Consider the following 18684-nt stretch of genomic DNA (forward strand, 5'->3'; position numbering starts at 1 on the left):
TTTTAACATTCTTCAAATTTTTCTTTTAATTTTTTATAAAATTCATTATTTTCTAAGCTTTTATCGTTTCCAAATCCCACCATTTTAGAATTATCTAAAATCAAAATATTATCAGCAATTGCAATAGAATTTAATCTATGTGCTATTAGAATAATTATCTTATCTTGCTTAATATTTACTAAGCTTTTTGATATTAAATTCTGACTTTCATTATCTAAAGCACTTGTTGCTTCATCAAAAATTATTATTTCAGGATTTTTATAAAACGCTCTTGCAAGTGCTAGGCGTTGTCTTTGACCGCCGCTAAAATTATTACCTTTTTCACTTAGTTTAGTATAAATTCCATCAGGCATAGCACTTATAAAATCATAAGCATTTGCAAGTTTTAAAGCATTAATCACTCTTTCTTCATCAAATTCATTTGCATAAGCAATATTATTTGCAATAGTATCGCTAAATAAATAAATATTTTGTGTAACTATTGCTATTTTTTCTCTTAAGCTATCTAGTGAATAGTTTTTATAATTGTTATTATTTATTTTAATTTCTCCAGAATTTAGCTCATAAAATCTTAAAATAGTATTTACTAAAGAGCTTTTTCCACTACCACTTCTTCCTATAATTGCGGTGATTTCGCCTTTTTTAAACTCTATACTAACATTATCTAAAGCTAGTTTATCATCGTATTTTAAACTAGCATTTTGTAATTTTAGGCTTTTAATTTCTTGATTTAAATTCTCATCTCCACCTTTAATCTCTGGCTCAAGGTCAAGTAAATAAAAAGTCCTTGTGCTAGCTGCTAAGTTTGTTTGAAGACTTGCATAAAGACTTGTAATTCTTTTAACAGGAGTATATATTAAAAATAAAGCCGTTAAAAATGAGAAAAAATTGCCTATTTGCATAGAGCCATTTATAACTTCCATTCCACCTATTATTATAGTTGCCGATACGCCTAAAGCACCAAAAGTTTCCATAATAGGGCTTGTAAAGGCATTTATTTTAGTTCCACGATAGATTAATTTTGCTACATTTTCATTACTATTTTTGTATTTTTCTAGTTCTAATTTTTCAGCATTTGATGATTTAACTAGCTCAATATTGCCTAAAATCTCATTTAGTCTTGAAGTAAGCTCGGCATAATTTTGTTGTGTTGCTATTCCTATGCTTTTTAATTTTTTTATGAAATATCTAATAGGAAGCATAGCAGCAGGTAAGATAATAAATGCAAAAAAAGCTAATTTTGGGCTTTGAGAAATCACTACATAAAGTAAGCCTAAGGTTGTAATTATTTCTCTTGTAATATCAGGAATGAAATTAGTAAGCACATTTTGAAGACTTCCAATATCATTTAATGAGCGTGATATTAGCTCTCCACTGGGGTGTTTTTGAAAGAATTTCATATCCATTACTATGATTTTTTTTAGGATTTTTTGTCTTAGTCTTTTTGTAATTTCTATACCTATAAAACCCATATTAATTGTTTGCATATAAAGACCTAAATTCTTTATAAAATATAAAGCAAACACACCTAAAGGTAAGATATATAATAATGTTACATCTTTTTCTACAAAGATTTTATTTAAAATCGGTTCAATAATCTTAGCACTACCAGCAGTTCCAGCTGAAGCTAAAATCATACCTATTATTGCTAGAAAAAATCTTATTTTATAATCTTTAAAATAGTGCTTAAACCTTTTTAATACATAAGATAATTTTAATTGGGATACATTTTGATTTTCTATTTCTTTTAAATTCATAAAATCTCCCAATCAACACCATTAGCGCTATCTTGAATGCTTACGCCTAAATTACTTAATTCGTTTCTAATACTATCGGCTTTTGCATAATCTTTATTTTTTTTAGCTTCATTTCTTTCATCAATTAATTTTAGAATTTGAATACGGAATTTCTCATCACAATTTTGTAAATATTCATTAGGATTAATCACTCCAACTCCTAATAATTCAACAATAGCTAAAAACTCATTTTTAAGCTCATCATTAGCTTTTATAGTATTTGCATAATTTACCCATTCATCTACAATTGCAAGTGCTTTTGAAGTATTTAAATCATCGCTTAAAGCTTCAACTAATTTTGATTTTAGCTCACTATTAGGTGCTATTGTTTTTAAATCTAGTTCATTTAAATTAAGCTTTTTTTTCACTCTAAATATTTTATCAAGGCGTTTTTTAGAAGCTTTTAAATCAGTAATTGTGTAATTAAAATCTTGTCTATAATGAGTGCTTAGTAAATAAAATCTAAGTGTTTCTCCGCTAAATTCTTTTAAAGCGTCTTTTACAAAAAAGCTATTATTTAGACTTTTACTCATTTTTTCGTTATTAATATTTACAAAGCCATTATGTAGCCAAAAAGTAGCCAGTTCGTTTTTAGTTGCTAAGCGACATTGACAAGCTTCGTTTTCGTGATGTGGAAACAACAAATCAGCCCCACCACAATGAATGTGTAATTTAGGAAAAATATCTAAAATCATACAAACACATTCAGTATGCCAACCAGGACGACCTGTGCCAAAACTTGCTTTATAATAATTCTCATCAAATTTCCATAATACAAAATCACTTGCATTCTTTTTATCTACTTCATTTTCAAGTCTTGAGATAGTATCATCTTGAGGTTTGTTTGAAATACTTAAATAAAGTTTATCTAAACTTGTATTTAAATATATTCCATCATCTAATCTATAAGCATATTTTAATTCAAGCAATTTTTCAATAAAACTAATCATTTGATTAATATATTCAGTTGCTCTTGGGCTAATATCAGGCTCTAAAACATTTAAAGCTTTCATATCAGCTTCATAACTTTTAATATAAGTTTCGCTAATTTCAGCTAGACTTTTGCCACTTTCATTCATTTTTTTGATTAATTTATCATCAATATCTGTGTAGTTTTTCGCTAATTTTACTTCAAAACCATTTGCTTTAATTACTCTTTTTAATAAATCAAAACTTATGCTTGACCTTGCATGGCCTAAATGTGCGTCATCATAAACGGTTGGACCGCAAACATATATATTTATACATTCATTTTTATATGTAAATTCTTCTTTTTTTCTAGTTTGTGAGTTAAAAAATTGCATTTAAAAATCCTTTTAAATATATTAAAACATAAGCAAATATTACACTAATAAAGATAATTCCTAAGCAAACGCTAGGTCTTAAAATACTAAAAAATCTAGCATAAGAAAACACAAAAAGATAAGCAAGTAGTATAAACCAAGCAGAAATATTAGCACTTATACAAAAGGCTAAAATACCAAAATCTTTTATCAAACATAAACTTGCAATTATACTTATAAAACAAGACATTATTGAAATCTTAGCAGCAATTGAGTGTAAATAATTTGCATTTATCCAAGCTAAAAATAATTTTGAAATTCCAAGTGGAACTATACATAATATATAAAGCCTTAAGACTTTAGCACATTCAAGTGTGTTTTCATTTGTAAATGCTCCACGCTCAAATAAGAGCTTAATTATCTCTTCGCTTAAAATATAGCCTGTTAATGCAGCAAGTATTAATAAAAGTAACATTAATTCAAATATTTTTTGAATACTTAAAATAGCATTTTGAATTTTTCCTTGTTTAATATAAGCAATTAAGCTTGGGAAAAATACTTGAGTAAAAGCTATAGCAATTAAGGCTAATGGGAGTTGATAAAGTCTAGTTGAATAATTAAGATATGAAATACTTGCGTGAGCTAATGAGCTAGCTAGAGCAATTTCAACCAATGAGTTTAATTGCGAACTTGATGAGCCAATTAAAGATGAGCTAAAATTTTTAAAAAAGCCTTTAAGAGAAGTTTTTTTATTTTTATGATTTAAATTCTTTACATAAATTATCATAGAATGAAAGATTTTATTATCTTTTAAAGCAATCATTAAAATAATTACTTGAATAAAAGCACTTATTAAAATAAAATAAGTAATCATTTTAAGTAATTGTAATTTTTCTAAATCTTTAAATATTAAAAGAGCTGCTACACAGGCAAAATTAAAAATAGAAGCACTTATGCTAGTTATAAAAAATCTACCTTTATAATTAAGTAAAGACGCAAAAAACGAAGCACAAAAAATAATCACTAAATACCAAATATTAAGCCCGATTAAAGGTGCTGATATTTTTTTAATCTCATCATCAAAACCATAGGCTATTAGATTAGTAAAGATATTAGAAAACATAAAAATAATTAAGGCTATTAAACTAAGAATAGCTATAAAAATCATAAGTATCTTTACACAAAATTCGCCTTTACGATTAGTTTTGGCTAGATTTGGTAAAAAGCTTTGATTAAATGTGCCTTCAGTAAATAATGTTCTAAAAACACTCGGAAGCTTTATCATTATAAAAAATATATCAGAATAAATACTAGCCCCTAAAAATCTAGCTAGCAAAAAATCTCTACAAAAGCCACTTATTCTTGATATTAAAATACCAAAAATATTGAAAAAATATTTTTTTATTAGTTCTTGTTTCATTCATTTTACTTTTTTAATTTATTTTTAGGTATATTAACGAAAAAAAATAAAGGCTTTACAATTTGGAAAAATACATAATCAAAACAGATAAACCTTATGATGAATTAACAAATTATGCAAATAGATATAGAAAAGATATAAATAATTTAGATTTTAAGGTTCTTCATTATGAGACAATAATCACTAAAGATGGAATGTCTCAAACTCTTTTAGAACACGAATTAGAAGTATTTAACGATGATAAATTCTTTAATGATGATATAGAAATTAAACAAATATATGAAATAGAAATAATAGACAATATTGTTCCATTAATTGATTTTAAGATAGGAACAAATAAAAATCTTACCAAGGTAGTAGCAAATTTTAATGCTATTAATTATGAAGACAAAGCAGAACTAGCAGAACTAATAGAAAATATTAGAGATTTAATTAATAAAAAATTTATAAAAGCAGGTTTATTACTAGGCATTAGAGAATTTACTTTTCAAGAGCAGCTTGTAAAAATGCTAAAGGCATTTGAAAGTAAGCAAATTATGGAAGCTAGTATAGTTTTAGCTAAGGGGATTGAGCCAATTAATGCTATTAATTCAGAAACTAAGCTTTATTATAAAGATAAAAAAGTAGATGAAAATGCTAAAATTGATTATTCTCAGCGTGGTTTTATAAATGCTATTAGTAAAGATGAATTAATAATTGAATTTATTAAACCAATAAAAGCCGTTAATGGTAAGGATTTAAAAGGAAATATTATTAATGCTACTAATTCTAATATTATAAGTGAGCCTGATTTTAAGGTTAGTGAAAATATTAGAATGCTTGAAGATGATTTGAGTATAAAGTATTATGCAAATATAAATGGCTATGTAACTTTTGTTTATAGAGATAAATTGTATGATATAAAGGATAGTGTTAGCGTTCAAGCTGTGGAATTTAAAACAACAGGTTCAATTGATGCAGGTATTAATAAAGATATTACTTTAAATGTTGATGAACAAGATTATTTAAAAGACGCAGTAGGGGCAAATCTTAGTATAGAAGTAAGCACACTTAATGTAAAAGGAAATATCGCTCAAAATTCAGTAGTAAAAGCAAAAATTGCAAATATAGGCGGACAAACTCATTCAAAAAGTAAGATTTATGCGAAAAAAATCAATATAGAAGTGCATAGGGGTTATTGCGAAGGCGAAGATATAGAAGTAAATAGGCTTGAAAATGGCGTTATTGTAGGAAAAAATGTAAGAGTAAAACACGCATTAGGCGGTAAAATCATAGCAAATAAAGTAATGATAGATACACTTACAACTAATACAACTATAGAAGTTAGTGATATTGCAGTTGTTAAAGAGTGTTTAGGAGAAAATAACAAATTCTTAGTAAGTGCTAGTAAATCTCCAATAATTGTTAAAAGTCTTGAAAAAACTTTAGGTCAATTAGCCGAAGTAAATAAAAATCTATTATCTTTACCAAAAATTATAGATAGTAAAAAATCAATTATAGACGCTAATAAAGATAGTATTATGCAAATTAAACAAAGATTAGCAGAGATGAAACAAAGTAATATTATTCCACCTACTGCATTTTTGCAAAAAATTAGAGATTATCAAAATGTTGTGCTTGAATATAATGATTTAATTACTAAATTAAAAGATTTTAAAGATAAGCATAAAGATTTAGAAGATGATTTAAAAAGATTGCAAAATAAGGTCTATGAAGCAAAGGTTATAAATACTAAAAGATGGGCTAATTTAAATGAAATTAAATTCAAATTACTTTATCCTGATATTGAGCTAACTTATAATACTAAAGAGTATGAAGATTTATATTGTTTGAAATTAGAAAGAGTTATGATAGGTGATGAAGAAAGTGCAAAAATAGTAAAGCTAAAAAGAACAGAAGTTAAAAATTACGAAGATGAATTTATGGAAGAAAAGGAAGATTATTGATAGTTTATTTAGAAGGTGAAGTTATTAAAAAAACTCCTGCGTTTATAATCTTAAAAACTTATGGAGTAGGGTATGGAATAAATCTTAGCTTATTAAGTGCTGCTAGGATTAATAAAGGAGATAAAGTAGCTTTATTAATTACTCAAATTATTAAAGAAGATTCAAATAAATTATATGGCTTTTTAGATGAAAGTGAGCAAATATTATTTGAAGCCTTAATAAAAGTAAATGGCATAGGTGCTACAAGTGCTATGGCACTTCTATCATCAATGGATGTAGCGAGTTTGCAAAGTGCTATTATTAATGAAAACGCAAAAGCTTTATGTAAAGCTCCAGGAATTGGTGCTAAGAGTGCAAGTAGATTAATATTAGAATTAAAAGATAAAATAATCAAATTAGGAATAAGTGCGGAGAATAATTATTATTACGAAGCTAGTGAAGCTTTACTTGCTTTAGGTTTTAAACAAGAAGCTGTGATTAAAGCTTTAAAAGATATTAATGCAAATAGTGTTAGCGAAGTAATAAAACTAGCTCTTAAAAAATTAAGTTAAGGAAAATAAATGAAATACGCAATGGTTTTTGGTGGGAATTCTTACGAGCATGAAATAAGCATAGTAAGTGCTGTAACTGTGGCAAAATTATTAGATGATGTAATTTTTATTTATGTTAGTTTTGATAATGAGTTTTATCTAATAGATAAAAATAATATGAATGCAAATTATTTTGCAAAAGGTGGTTTTAAAAACCTTAAGCCTTTAGTATTAAAACAAGGTGGCTTTTATCTTAAAAAACTTTTAGGCGAAGAAAAAGTAGAATTTGATATAGCTATTAATATAGTTCATGGAAAAGATGGCGAAGATGGGAAATTAGCTTCTATGTTTGATTTTTATAATATCAAATACATAGGCCCTAGAACTGCTGCTTGTGTGCTTAGTTTTGATAAACATTTAACTAAACTTTATGCAAATGAAGTAGGGGTTAAAACAATTGCTTATAAATTATTAGAAAGCAAAAATGATGAGGTTGAACTACCTGTTATTTTAAAACCAGCTAGGCTTGGAAGTAGTATAGGTATAAATATAGTAAAAAATAAAGAAGATTTTGCTTATGCGTATGATAGTTCGTATGAATTTGATGACAAGATTTTAGCAGAGCCTTTTATTGAAAATATTCAAGAAGTAAATCTAGCAGGATTTTTTGATGGCGAAAAAATTGTATTTTCAAAGATTGAAGAGCCTAAGAAAAATGGTCATTTAGATTTTGACCAAAAATATCTAAGCTTTAAACAAGAAAAAATAGAAGAAGTAAAACTTAATGATGAGTTAGTAAATAAATTAAAAGACGCTTTTACTAGACTTTATTTGCCGTTGTTTAAAGGTGCTTTAATTAGATGTGATTTTTTTATTAAAGATAATGAGATTTATCTAAATGAGATTAATCCAAATCCAGGTTCTTATGCTAATTATTTATTTGATGATTTTAAATCTTCTTTAGAAAAATTAGCAAAATCTATTGAAAGTGATTTTAAAATTAAAGAAAATTTCACATTTTTAAATAAAATTGTAAGAGCTAAATAATGAGATTTGTTTTGATATTCTTGCTAAGTATTAATCTATTTGCAGGAGAGTATTTTGTATCAAAAGTAATGGACGGAGATACTATTCAAGTAAGAAAAGGCAAGAAAAAAACAAAAGTTAGATTATATGGCATTGACGCACCTGAAACAAGTCAGAATTTTGGTGCTTATTGTACTAGGGTTTTGTCTTCTAAAATAATTGGCAAAAAGGTTGATTTGAAAATCAAAGGCAAAGATAAATATAAAAGAACCATAGCAATTGTATATTTAGATGAGGTAGATATAAATCGCTATGTAGTTCAGCAAGGTTGTGCTTGGGCGTATTCTTATTATACAAATATGTATAAAAGCGATGAGTTAAAAGCAAGACAAGAATTAAAAGGCTTATGGATAGATAAAAACGCTCAAAATCCTTATGAATGGAGAAAAAAGCATAAAAATAGAAGAAGTGAAAGCGAAGAGCTTAAAAAATTATTTCAATGGTTGATAGCATGAAAAAATTGATTGTTTTAATAGCTATTATTTTTAGCTCGTGTGCTAGTAAAGATGGAATTAGACTTCATTATTATGAAGATTGTAATGAATATTATGACGCAGCTGGGGTTTATCATAAAGAATGTCCAAACAATATTATAGATTTTTAATACTGATTTTTTTTAGTATTAATTTATTTGCGGGTGTGCCTAATTTTGCTTATGAAAAAGAATATATTTTAAAAAAAGATGAATTAGAATGGTTTTTTATAAGTCCTAAGGGTGAAGAAAAATGGCAAAAATATGCCTTTAGATGGACGCATTTTGATAATACGAATTTGATTTTGCTAACTAATTTTAAGGATTATAAAAATTATAGAAAACAATATGTATTATCTCTTAGAAGGGGGCTTGATTTTGTTAAAGAACAAATTTTGCCTAATTACAAAAATCCTAGCATTGATAAAGTTACACTTTTTTTAGAATTTAAGGATTTTAAAGATAATAAAGCTAAAATAAAAGTGTTAGTTATTGATAACGATGGAAGAGTAGATATTGAGTTTAATAAGAATTTAAAAGGGAAGTAGTATGGAAAAGATAGATTTTTATATAAATGAATTTATAAAAGAGTTAAAGCATCCTAGTATTTATGAGTATTTAGCCAAGGTAAATCACGGCAAAAGATTACGCTCAAAACTGATTTTAAAAATAGCTGGAGTTAGTGATGAAGCTTATAAATTATGTGCAGTAATTGAGTGTATTCATCTAGCATCACTTATGCACGATGATGTAATAGATGAAGCACTAACTAGAAGAAATGCTCCAAGTATTAATGCAATTTATGGCGATAAAACTGCTATTATGCTAGGCGATATTTTATATTCAATTGCGTTTTATAATTTATGCTCTTTTAAAAGTGAAATAGCAGCCTGTGTTGGTCGTGCAGTTGCCTTGCTTAGTAGTGGCGAATTGCTTGATGTAGAGCTTGGAGAAAGTTTTAATGAAGATGAGAGCAAATATTATGAAATGATTTATAAAAAAACTGCTTCATTAATAGAAGCAAGTGCATATGCAGCAGCACTTTTAGCTAATTATCCTAACGCTAATGACTATAAAGAATTTGGTAAAAATCTAGGAATTGCCTTTCAAATAGTTGATGATATTTTAGATATTACTCAAGATGAAGCTACTTTAGGAAAGCCAAATCTAAATGATTATAAAGAAGGCAAAGTTACTCTTCCATACATTATGCTAGATAAAAAATTGCAAGGCGATGATAAAGCAAGACTAAGGTCTTATTTTTGTAAGACTTTAAGCAAAGATGAATTATCGTGGATAAAAGAGCAATTTTTAAAATACGATTTAATAAATGCAAGTATAAATGAAGCTAAAAATTACGGAGAACTTGCATTAAAATACGCAAGTAGCGATGAATTAAAAGAAATCGTTAAAAAAATGATTTTTAGGGAGTTTTGATGCATTATTTTAGCGTTAGTTTTACTCATAAAAATACAAGTATTGAAGTAAGAGAAAGACTAGCTTTAAGTGATGAATTTAAGAAAAAAGAAATTTATAAATTAATCTTAGCTAATGATTACATAGAAGAATGCGTGATTTTAAGCACCTGTAATAGAATAGAAATAATGTGTTATATTGAAAACCAAGTGGGTGTTTATGAATACATAATAAAGTGCTTATGTTTAATTTGTAAGATTGATGAGCAACTTATCAAAAATTCTCCTGATATTTACGAAGGCAGTGGGTTTATTCATCATCTTTTTAGTGTTTCAAGTTCACTTGATAGCCTTGTAATAGGGGAAACTCAAATCACAGGTCAATTAAAACAAGCCTTGCAAAGTGCTAATTATTCTCCTAATTTAGAAGTAGCGATTAATTATTCTTTTAAATGTGCTGCAATGGTTAGAAATAAAACCGCTATTTCAAAAAACTCTGTATCAGTAAGCTCTGTTGCAGTAGCAAAAGCAAGAGAGATTTGTGATATTAAAACTAAAAAAATCCTTTTAATAGGAAGTGGTTTGATGATAGAATTAGCTGCAAAACACTTGCTAAATCATACAAAAGGAAATATTGCGATAATTTCAAGAACCAAAGCAAATGCTTTAAAACTAGCAAATGAACTAGATTTAATATGTTTAGATTATGAAGATTTAGTTTCTATTTTAAATTCTTATGAGCTTATATTTTGTGCTACTAGTTCAAATGAACCTATAATTACTAAAGATATTATAAGTCCGGTTGAGTTTAAAAGGTATTTTTTTGATATTGCTGTGCCAAGAGATATTGAGCTTGAAAATAGCGAATTGATAGAAGTTTTTAGCGTTGATAGTCTAAATGAAATAGTTAAGAAAAATATGCAATTTAAAGATGAAGAAGCAAAAATTGCTTTTAGTGTAGTTGCAAAAATGGTTAATGAGTTTTATAAGGATTTAAATGTAATTCAAGTAACTCCTATAATAAAAGCTATGAGAATTAGAGCAGATGAAATCATAAATCAAGAATTAGCAATAGCAATTAAGAAAGGTTATTTAAAAAATAGTGATAATGAAGAAGCATTGAAATTCGCAAAACAAGTTATGAAGTCTTATTTGCATGAACCTACAATAAGACTTAAAAATATTGATGATGAAGGTTTAGAAACGCAAAGTTTAAATTATTTATTTAATGTGAAGGAAAACGAATGAGATTTTCAAAATTATACGCACCAACGACAAAAGAAGCACCAAGAGATGCTATCTTAAAAAGTCATATTTTACTTAGTAGAGCAGCTTATATAGAGCAACTTGGCTCAGGACTTTATAGTTATTTACCATTAGGGCTTGAAGTATTAGAAAATATTAAAAATATTGTAATTAAGCATATGAAAAATGCAGGAGCAAACTATTTAAATCTTAGTTTTGTATGCCCGTTAAATTATTGGGATGAGAGTGGAAGAAGTGCTAAATTTGGTAAAGAATTGCTAAGGTTTAAGGATAGAAAAGAAAATGATTTTATCCTAAGTCCGACAGCAGAAGAAGCAATAGTTGCGCTTGTGCGTGGAAAAATTACAAGCTATAAACAATTGCCTATTAATTTATTTCAAATTCAAACTAAATTCCGTGATGAAGCAAGACCTAGATTTGGACTTTTTAGAGCTCGTGAGTTTATTATGAAAGACGCTTATAGTTTTCATGATTCGCTTGAGTCTTTAGAAACTGAGTTTTTAAATATGCAAGAAGCGTATTGTAAAATTTTTGATGAATTAGGGTTAAATTATGCGATTGTAGAAGCAGATAGCGGAGCAATTGGTGGAAGTGGTTCAAGAGAATTTATGGTGATTAGTCCTAGTGGAGAAGATGATTTGGCTATTTGTGAATGTGGATATTGTGCTAATATAGAAACAGCAAAAAGAGCTAAAAGAAAATTTATTAAAGAAATAGAAGCTGATTTTGCAAAATTTCACACTCCAAATGTAAAAACCATAGAAGATTTAGCTAAATTCTTTAAATGCAAAGAGCATAATTTCATAAAAGCAGTAGCAAAAAAAGCAATATATGTAGATAAAGAAGAAATCATAGTATATTTTATAAGAGGTTGTGATGAGCTAAATGAAACTAAGGCTTTAAATGCAGCTAATGCACTTGATTTAGTAGATGCAAGTGAAGAAGAATTAATAAAAGCTAATTTAGTTCCAGGATTTATTGGGCTTAAGGATTGTCCTGTTAGATTTTTCATAGATAGCGAGTTAGAAAATGAAAGCGATTTAATTTGTGGAGCAAACGAAAAAGACTATCATTATGTAGGATTTAAGGTAACTAGCTTTTTACAAGAGCGTTTTTATGATTTAAGCTTGGTTAAAGAAAACGATGAATGCCATAAGTGTAATAAAGCTTTAAAAATTACAAAAGGCATTGAAGTAGGGCATATATTTAAATTAGGCGATAAGTATTCAAGTGCTATGAATGCAACTTATCTTGATAATAATGGCAAGGCAAAACCTTTTATAATGGGTTGTTATGGTATAGGAATTAGTAGGCTTTTAGCAGTAATTGCTGAATGCAATAATGATGATTATGGGCTTATTTTTGATAAAAATATTTCAGCATTTACATTACAAATCATAATATCAGATATTAAAAATGAAGAGCAAGTTAAGTTTGCAAATGATATATATGAGTATTGTTTGGCTAATGGTATTAAGGCTTTATTAGATGATAGAAATGAGCGTTTTGGTGTAAAAATGAGTGATTATGAGTTAATAGGCACACCTTATGCTATTGTAGTGGGTAAAAAACTTGATGATAATTTGGTAGAATTTAGAGCTCGTAAAACACTTGAAAAACTAGAATTAAACTCAAACGAAGTTAAAGATAAATTATCAAATCTTTTAAAATAATTTTATTCATTTAAAACTATAAATAATATTTATAAATTATTTATAGTTTTTATAACCTAAATCTACCTTTAGAACTTATTGCTTTATATCTATTTTCAATATAACCACAACTATCTATGAAAAACTCTTCACTAACTTCTTTAAAATCATTATTTTCATCAAAGTAATAATACATCACAAACAATCTTTCAGATTCAAAAACAAATGAAGCTTCATCATAAAAATATTTATCATTTTTTATTACTAGCTCATTATTAAATTTATTTATTTTTGAAGTTTTTAATAATTCTTTGCTAAATTCTTTTATTTCTTTTATTTCATCTATATTTTTATAATTTTGAACTTTTTCTAATTTTTCTACATTTGCATGACGATTAAAATAATCTTTTATAGCGAGTTTTTGTCGTTCTAGGTATTCAATTTTACACTTATAGCCGAATTTATTATAATCTATTTTATAAGTTTTATCAGTATTAAAATCATAATAGCTCAAATTATTCTCACTTAGGTCTGCTTCAATTCTATATAATTTTGATTTAAGTTCATTAAATTCTTCTAATGGGTCGGTGTTATTACTTATAAAATAAGTTAATGCAAAATAACACAAAGCAAGTATTAAACATAATAAACTTATAAGAAATATTAATTTAACTATTCTAAAAAACATTTAAAATCCTAACAATTATTAATTACTTTCATACTAACTCTTTTACTACATACGCTCAATATAACCACAATCATCTATTAAAAACTCATAATTTTCTTCAAGTAAATTATTATTAAAACTAAAGTAATAATATTTTACAAATAATTTTCCATCTTTAAAAATAAAAGAATTTTTATCATAAAAATGCTCAAAACCATCAATTGTTAGCTCGTAATTAAATTCATAGACTTGTGAAGTTTTTAATAAATCTTTGCTAAATTTTTTTATTTCTTTTATTTCATCTATACTTTTATAATTATTTATTTTTTCTAATTGCGTATGTGGATATCTTTCAAAAAAATTTTGAATAGCGTATTCTTGTTTTTGTAACTCATCAATAATGCAACCATATCCAAGTTCATTGTAATTTACCTTATATGTTCTTTTATCACCAAAATCATAATATGGTTTATATCCTTGCTTTAATAAAATTTCTTCAACTTTTTTTAATTCCTTTGTTACCTTAACAAAATCACTATAATCGTAAGGTTTTGTAACATAATATTCTATTATTGTAAAAGCGCCGATGGATAAAATAGATAATATAAATAGTATGCAAAGCAATGCAAATATACAATACAATAATTTTCTTATAAACTCTATCAGCTTAGAATACATTTATCGCTCCAAATATAAAACAATTTTTATGGTTTAGTATAGCAAATAAGTTTATTTAAATTCTTTTAAACAATAAGGTTAATTGATGGTGTAAAATATTTTGGAATTTAAATTAGGATTTTAATAAATTTAAAAATGTTTTATTGTAAAAATAGTTGGAATTAAAAGTTATTATTTTTTGCTTTTATATTTTATATAACAATAAAATAAAATAGTAGATATAAAAGCCATAGCAAGACTTAATATGTTATTTTTTATAGGAAGTGATTCGAAATTATTTATATCTTGTATTTTAAACAAATAAAATTTAAATAAGGAATTTAGAATAAAAAATGATATTACAAAAAATAAAAAGCCTAAAAACTTATCATATCTATAATAATTATCAATTTTTTTATAATAAAAAATAGATAAAGGTAAAGGTAAGCCAAATTGTAAAATTGTAAATAAATTTATATGTAAATTATAATAAGTATTATTACTAACACTTTCATAATTTATAGGTAAATATTGTAGTAAAAAAGTAGTTGCTATTAAAATATCTATATATAAAACAAATAAAGTCCAAAAAAATATCACATAAAGTTAAGTAAATAATAATACCTTAAAGCAAGTTATAATAAAAACCTTTATTAATTTATTATATATCCACTCTAACACGCTAAATCCTTATAAAAAGCTTGTTATATCAATTCAATAATAAAAACTTATCAAACTAGTCATTGTTTGAATTTTTGTAATTACGAAATTATATTGTAAATTATTGTAATTTTTAAAAGAATTTAAAATAGAAACTAGAAGTTTTATGATTTGTAATTTCATCTTTACTAGGAGCTCTTTTTTGTCCCCATAAATACAATGATAATATTTCGCTTGTAAAATCATCATTTAAATCTAATCTAAAATTTGCCATTCTTTCTCCTTTTTATAATTTTTATCATTCAATTTCTTCTTTTTCTGGATCAAAGTTTGAATAACCACAATTATCAAATTTATAATTATAAGAAATACGTTGTTTTTTTATATCATTTTCATACGATAAAAGCTCATAATTAACATCTTCAAGTCTACGTTTATATTCTTTTTCTTTGTCTTCACGCTCATCAAATTCATCAGAAAGGTAAATTTTATAAAATCTATATGCATTATCTTCAAATTCAAATGCTAAATCTAAATAAAATGTAACTGAAGCAACAAAAGTACCTTGAGGTAAGAGAATAGGCTTAGTAAATCCTGCTATATTATTTTTAGTATCAATTACTATATATTTAGTGTAATCAACTGATTCTAATTCATCGTAATTAACATATTCTTTAGAATAAGCATTTTTTCTTAAGTAATCTTTGTAATTAGCTAGATTAATATCTTTATGTATCTTGTATTTATAATTTGCAATTTCATTATAATAATGTTTATAAACTCTATTTCTATATACTAATTGCTTTGTAAGATCATCAATCACTACTCTTTTATAAAGCTCATCTTTAGGTAATATCCTATCTTCTTTTAAGCAATAGCCTTGCTGGTATTTTTTATAATCACTTAGAGTTACTATTTTTTCGTGAGTTTTACTTGAGTAGTCAGGTATGGTTCTAAAAAAATAATTATATAAAGCAAATATTATTATCATAGGAATTATGCTATAAGTAAAAGCAAGTTTGTTATTAATTTTTTTTCTTAATTTAAAGAAAAGTATTATAAAAAATATAATTATAAAAACTTTAAGATAAATTAGTGGATAAAGTATAAGTCCTTTATAAAATAAAATTATTATTTGACTTAAATTTTCATAAATAAAATAATTAGCTGCAAAAAAGCAAACAATAATTGAATAAATTACATTTACATCTGAGCCAATGCTAAAAATAACACCAGCAAAAATTGAGTAAAAAGCAATCACTATTTCAATTATTATAAAAATCTTAAAAAGTATTTTTAAGAATTCTAATGTGTTTTTCATACTAAAACCTTAAATATTTTTCATAGGAAGATTACAAAACTCTTTTTCCATACTTATCTTTTAAATACTTATCTCCAACATCATACATTGCAGTCCAGATATTTTTAAAATTATCCATACAATTCAAATATTCTTCTTTTGTCATCATTAACTCTTTAACTATCAATTTTTTCATAAATATAACCATATTTATCAAAATAAATTTTAAGCTCTTTTATATTGATATTATGATTATCTTTAAAATACTTTTCAAGCTCGTGATATTTTTCAATGCTTAATATATTTATAATCTTTTCATCTTGCAATAAAATTACCGAATCCATTACCTTATAGTATTTTAGTTTAAGCGTAAATATGTAATAAAATAATTTAAGAATAAAATTTATAAAGTATTGTAAGATAGTAGCAGGTAGTAAAAAAATCCATAAAATTTGAATTACTTCATGGGGTTTTTGTGATTTGTGATGAACTACCGAAAAGCTTTTATATATCTTAAAAGGCTTATTTAAATCAATACTTTCTAACACTTCGCCATTATTTAGATAATTAATGGTATTTTTAGTAATTATGATTTCTCTTTTACACTTTATAAAAGGTCTTATGTAAGGTAGTGCTAAAAATGGCATAATTATAAAAACATTTCTATGAAGTGAAGAGCTAGGATTATCTGTTAGAAAATACGCAATATAACTTATTATCATACAAACAAAAGCAGGTAAAAAATCAAAAAATGTATTAATATCCTTGATAATTACCGGCTCTTTATCGTAATCTCTTTGCATATCATCTAACCTTTTTCTTAATAAATTTATATGGTGCTATATAGCACAATCAATGTCTTAAATTAAAACCACAACTAAAAATAGTAACATTCCAAATTTTAAGCATTCAAATTCCTTTATTTTTCATATCATAGCATTTACTTAAATAAAAATATCAAAAAACTTTATTAATTTACAATTTAGCCACTATTTAGATAGTTAATTTACGATAAAAAAAGATAGAAAGTATAAAAATTACATAATATAAATATTAAGTGAAGTGCTAAAAGTGATTAAAATCTATTTTAAATTCTTAGAATTTAAAATAGAATAGGGTAGGTTATTTAACAGCGTTTTCCAAACTTAATGCTGCATTTAATAAGTTTTGCTCATCAAATCTTTTTGCTACTAATTGAACGCTCACATTTAAATTATCTTCAGTTTTAGCAACAGGCACGCTAATACCTGCAAGTTTTGCAAGATTAACTGAAATAGTGAAAATATCTTCTAAATAGCTTTCAACAGAACTAGTCTTCGCATCAAATGATTTTGGAAGACTTGGTGCAACAGGCATTAGTATTAAATCATTATCGCTTAAAATTTCATTGTATTTTCTAGTGATAACTTCTCTTACTAATTGAGCTTTTTTATAATATGCGTCAATATAACCACTCGAAAGCACGAATGTTCCTAATAAAATTCTTTTTTGAACTTCAAGCCCAAAACCTTCGCTTCTAGTATTTACATATAACTCGTTTAAATCTTTAAATTCCTTAGCTCTATTGCCATATCTAATCCCATCGTAACGGCTTAAATTAGCACTTGCTTCAGCACAGGCTATTATATAATAAGCAGCTACATCGTATTTACTATCAGCAAGGCTAACTTCACTTATGGTATGACCACAAGCTTTTAATTTATCTATAGCTTTATAAGTTTGTGTTTTTATTTCATCAGAGCATGAATCTATATAATTTTTAATAATTGCGATTTTGTATTTTTTATTAGCGTCTAATTTATCAAATGTAGGCACAAATTGAATATCAGCACTAGTGCTATCAAACTCACAATGACCTGCAATGGCATCGTATAAAATACTAGCGTCTTTTACGTTTTGAGTTAATACTCCTATTTGGTCTAAACTACTTGAATAACTAGCAAGTCCATATCTGCTAACTCTTCCATAACTTGGCTTAAAACCTACACAACCACAAAATGCAGCAGGCTGGCGAACACTTCCACCTGTATCGCTTCCTAATGCAGCAAGAGCTATTTTTGCACCTACCGCAGCAGCACTACCACCACTACTTCCACCTGGGACTAAAGCATTATTTAAAGGATTTAGAGTCTTTCCATAAAAGCTTGTTTTTGTAGTATTACCCATAGCAAACTCATCCATATTACATCTTCCAAATGGTGCGAATTTGTGTTTTTTCATATTGCTAATCACACTTGCATCATAAGGTGCATAATATCCTTGCATTATTTTTGAACCATTTGTAATGCTCCAGCCCTTAACTTGAATATTATCTTTAATAGCTACAGGCACTCCTAGATAATCAACATCATCTAAAGGAGTATTGATTAATTGCTCTACATAAGCTCCTAAATGTTTGTTTTCTAATGCTAATTTATTTAGTTCTTTTTTTAATTCTATTAATTCATTATCACTTAATTTTAATGCTTGTTCTAAAGTTATCATTTCTTTCCTTTATTTACTAAAATTACTCCAATAGCACTAATTATAGCTAA

General features: G+C 26.1%; 19 protein-coding genes. 9 read left to right on the forward strand and 10 right to left on the reverse strand.

Annotated elements, in window-relative coordinates; all coding sequences use genetic code 11:
* Positions 1–2: 2 nt before the first annotated feature.
* Genes AVBRAN12637_RS06010 through murJ form a run of 3 tightly spaced genes read right to left on the reverse strand, consistent with a single transcriptional unit; the run spans position 3 to position 4499 of the window.
* The gene (locus tag AVBRAN12637_RS06010) at positions 3–1757 is read right to left on the reverse strand and encodes an ABC transporter ATP-binding protein (protein WP_239803640.1); all 1755 of its coding nucleotides are present in this window, start codon (positions 1755–1757) and stop codon (positions 3–5) included.
* Positions 1754–3100 carry a cysteine--tRNA ligase gene (gene cysS, locus AVBRAN12637_RS06015; protein ID WP_214119931.1) on the reverse strand — a complete coding sequence of 449 codons (1347 nt, stop codon included), beginning with the start codon at positions 3098–3100 and terminating at the stop codon, positions 1754–1756. The genes AVBRAN12637_RS06010 and cysS overlap by 4 nt, the downstream gene beginning before the upstream one ends.
* Positions 3087–4499 carry a murein biosynthesis integral membrane protein MurJ gene (gene murJ, locus AVBRAN12637_RS06020; RefSeq protein ID WP_336615502.1) on the reverse strand — a complete coding sequence of 471 codons (1413 nt, stop codon included), beginning with the start codon at positions 4497–4499 and terminating at the stop codon, positions 3087–3089. Before murJ ends, cysS begins: the two co-directional genes overlap by 14 nt.
* A gap of 62 nt (positions 4500–4561) precedes the next feature.
* On the opposite strand from murJ, the gene AVBRAN12637_RS06025 reads away from it, so the two are divergent.
* From AVBRAN12637_RS06025 to AVBRAN12637_RS06065, 9 genes are read left to right on the forward strand one after another with little or no spacing between them, the layout of a single operon-like run.
* Positions 4562–6445, forward strand: coding sequence for a flagellar assembly protein A (locus tag AVBRAN12637_RS06025; RefSeq protein ID WP_336615503.1), 1884 nt, complete (start codon positions 4562–4564; stop codon positions 6443–6445).
* On the forward strand, positions 6442–6996 hold the full coding sequence (gene ruvA, locus AVBRAN12637_RS06030) for a Holliday junction branch migration protein RuvA (protein ID WP_214117728.1): 555 nt from the start codon (positions 6442–6444) through the stop codon (positions 6994–6996). Before AVBRAN12637_RS06025 ends, ruvA begins: the two co-directional genes overlap by 4 nt.
* 9 nt (positions 6997–7005) lie before the next feature.
* A complete protein-coding gene (locus AVBRAN12637_RS06035; RefSeq protein ID WP_214117727.1) occupies positions 7006–8022 on the forward strand; it encodes a D-alanine--D-alanine ligase in 1017 nt (338 codons plus the stop codon).
* Positions 8022–8516 (forward strand): thermonuclease family protein, encoded by a 495-nt coding sequence (locus tag AVBRAN12637_RS06040; protein WP_214117726.1) that lies wholly within the window; start codon positions 8022–8024, stop codon positions 8514–8516. The genes AVBRAN12637_RS06035 and AVBRAN12637_RS06040 overlap by 1 nt, the downstream gene beginning before the upstream one ends.
* Positions 8513–8665, forward strand: coding sequence for a hypothetical protein (locus AVBRAN12637_RS06045; protein ID WP_214119933.1), 153 nt, complete (start codon positions 8513–8515; stop codon positions 8663–8665). The genes AVBRAN12637_RS06040 and AVBRAN12637_RS06045 overlap by 4 nt, the downstream gene beginning before the upstream one ends.
* Positions 8638–9081, forward strand: coding sequence for a hypothetical protein (locus AVBRAN12637_RS06050; protein WP_214117724.1), 444 nt, complete (start codon positions 8638–8640; stop codon positions 9079–9081). Before AVBRAN12637_RS06045 ends, AVBRAN12637_RS06050 begins: the two co-directional genes overlap by 28 nt.
* Before the next feature lies 1 nt (position 9082).
* A complete protein-coding gene (locus AVBRAN12637_RS06055) occupies positions 9083–9970 on the forward strand; it encodes a polyprenyl synthetase family protein (RefSeq protein ID WP_214150441.1) in 888 nt (295 codons plus the stop codon).
* Positions 9970–11196, forward strand: a complete 1227-nt coding sequence (gene hemA / locus AVBRAN12637_RS06060) for a glutamyl-tRNA reductase (RefSeq protein WP_336608741.1) — start codon at positions 9970–9972, stop codon at positions 11194–11196. Before AVBRAN12637_RS06055 ends, hemA begins: the two co-directional genes overlap by 1 nt.
* The gene (locus tag AVBRAN12637_RS06065) at positions 11193–12887 is read left to right on the forward strand and encodes a proline--tRNA ligase (RefSeq protein WP_336615504.1); all 1695 of its coding nucleotides are present in this window, start codon (positions 11193–11195) and stop codon (positions 12885–12887) included. The genes hemA and AVBRAN12637_RS06065 overlap by 4 nt, the downstream gene beginning before the upstream one ends.
* Before the next feature lie 49 nt (positions 12888–12936).
* Here AVBRAN12637_RS06065 and AVBRAN12637_RS06070 read toward each other — a convergent pair whose 3' ends face one another.
* The 7 genes from AVBRAN12637_RS06070 to gatA form a co-directional block, all read right to left on the reverse strand.
* Entirely contained in the window at positions 12937–13554 is a 618-nt protein-coding gene (locus AVBRAN12637_RS06070) for a hypothetical protein (protein WP_336615505.1), read from the reverse strand.
* 45 nt (positions 13555–13599) lie between these two features.
* Positions 13600–14211, reverse strand: coding sequence for a hypothetical protein (locus tag AVBRAN12637_RS06075; protein WP_336615506.1), 612 nt, complete (start codon positions 14209–14211; stop codon positions 13600–13602).
* A 772-nt stretch (positions 14212–14983) separates the two neighbouring features.
* Entirely contained in the window at positions 14984–15124 is a 141-nt protein-coding gene (locus AVBRAN12637_RS06080; protein WP_336615507.1) for a hypothetical protein, read from the reverse strand.
* Positions 15125–15148: 24 nt separating this feature from the next.
* On the reverse strand, positions 15149–16171 hold the full coding sequence (locus tag AVBRAN12637_RS06085) for a hypothetical protein (protein WP_336615508.1): 1023 nt from the start codon (positions 16169–16171) through the stop codon (positions 15149–15151).
* Between the two features lie 31 nt (positions 16172–16202).
* A complete protein-coding gene (locus AVBRAN12637_RS06090; protein ID WP_336615509.1) occupies positions 16203–16346 on the reverse strand; it encodes a hypothetical protein in 144 nt (47 codons plus the stop codon).
* On the reverse strand, positions 16327–16953 hold the full coding sequence (locus AVBRAN12637_RS06095) for a hypothetical protein (protein ID WP_214150346.1): 627 nt from the start codon (positions 16951–16953) through the stop codon (positions 16327–16329). The genes AVBRAN12637_RS06090 and AVBRAN12637_RS06095 overlap by 20 nt, the downstream gene beginning before the upstream one ends.
* A 319-nt stretch (positions 16954–17272) precedes the next feature.
* Positions 17273–18634 (reverse strand): Asp-tRNA(Asn)/Glu-tRNA(Gln) amidotransferase subunit GatA, encoded by a 1362-nt coding sequence (gene gatA / locus AVBRAN12637_RS06100; RefSeq protein WP_214117706.1) that lies wholly within the window; start codon positions 18632–18634, stop codon positions 17273–17275.
* Positions 18635–18684 lie beyond the last annotated feature (50 nt).

Source organism: Campylobacter sp. RM12637 (genome assembly GCF_020137645.1).
Classification (GTDB): Bacteria; Campylobacterota; Campylobacteria; order Campylobacterales; family Campylobacteraceae; genus Campylobacter_E.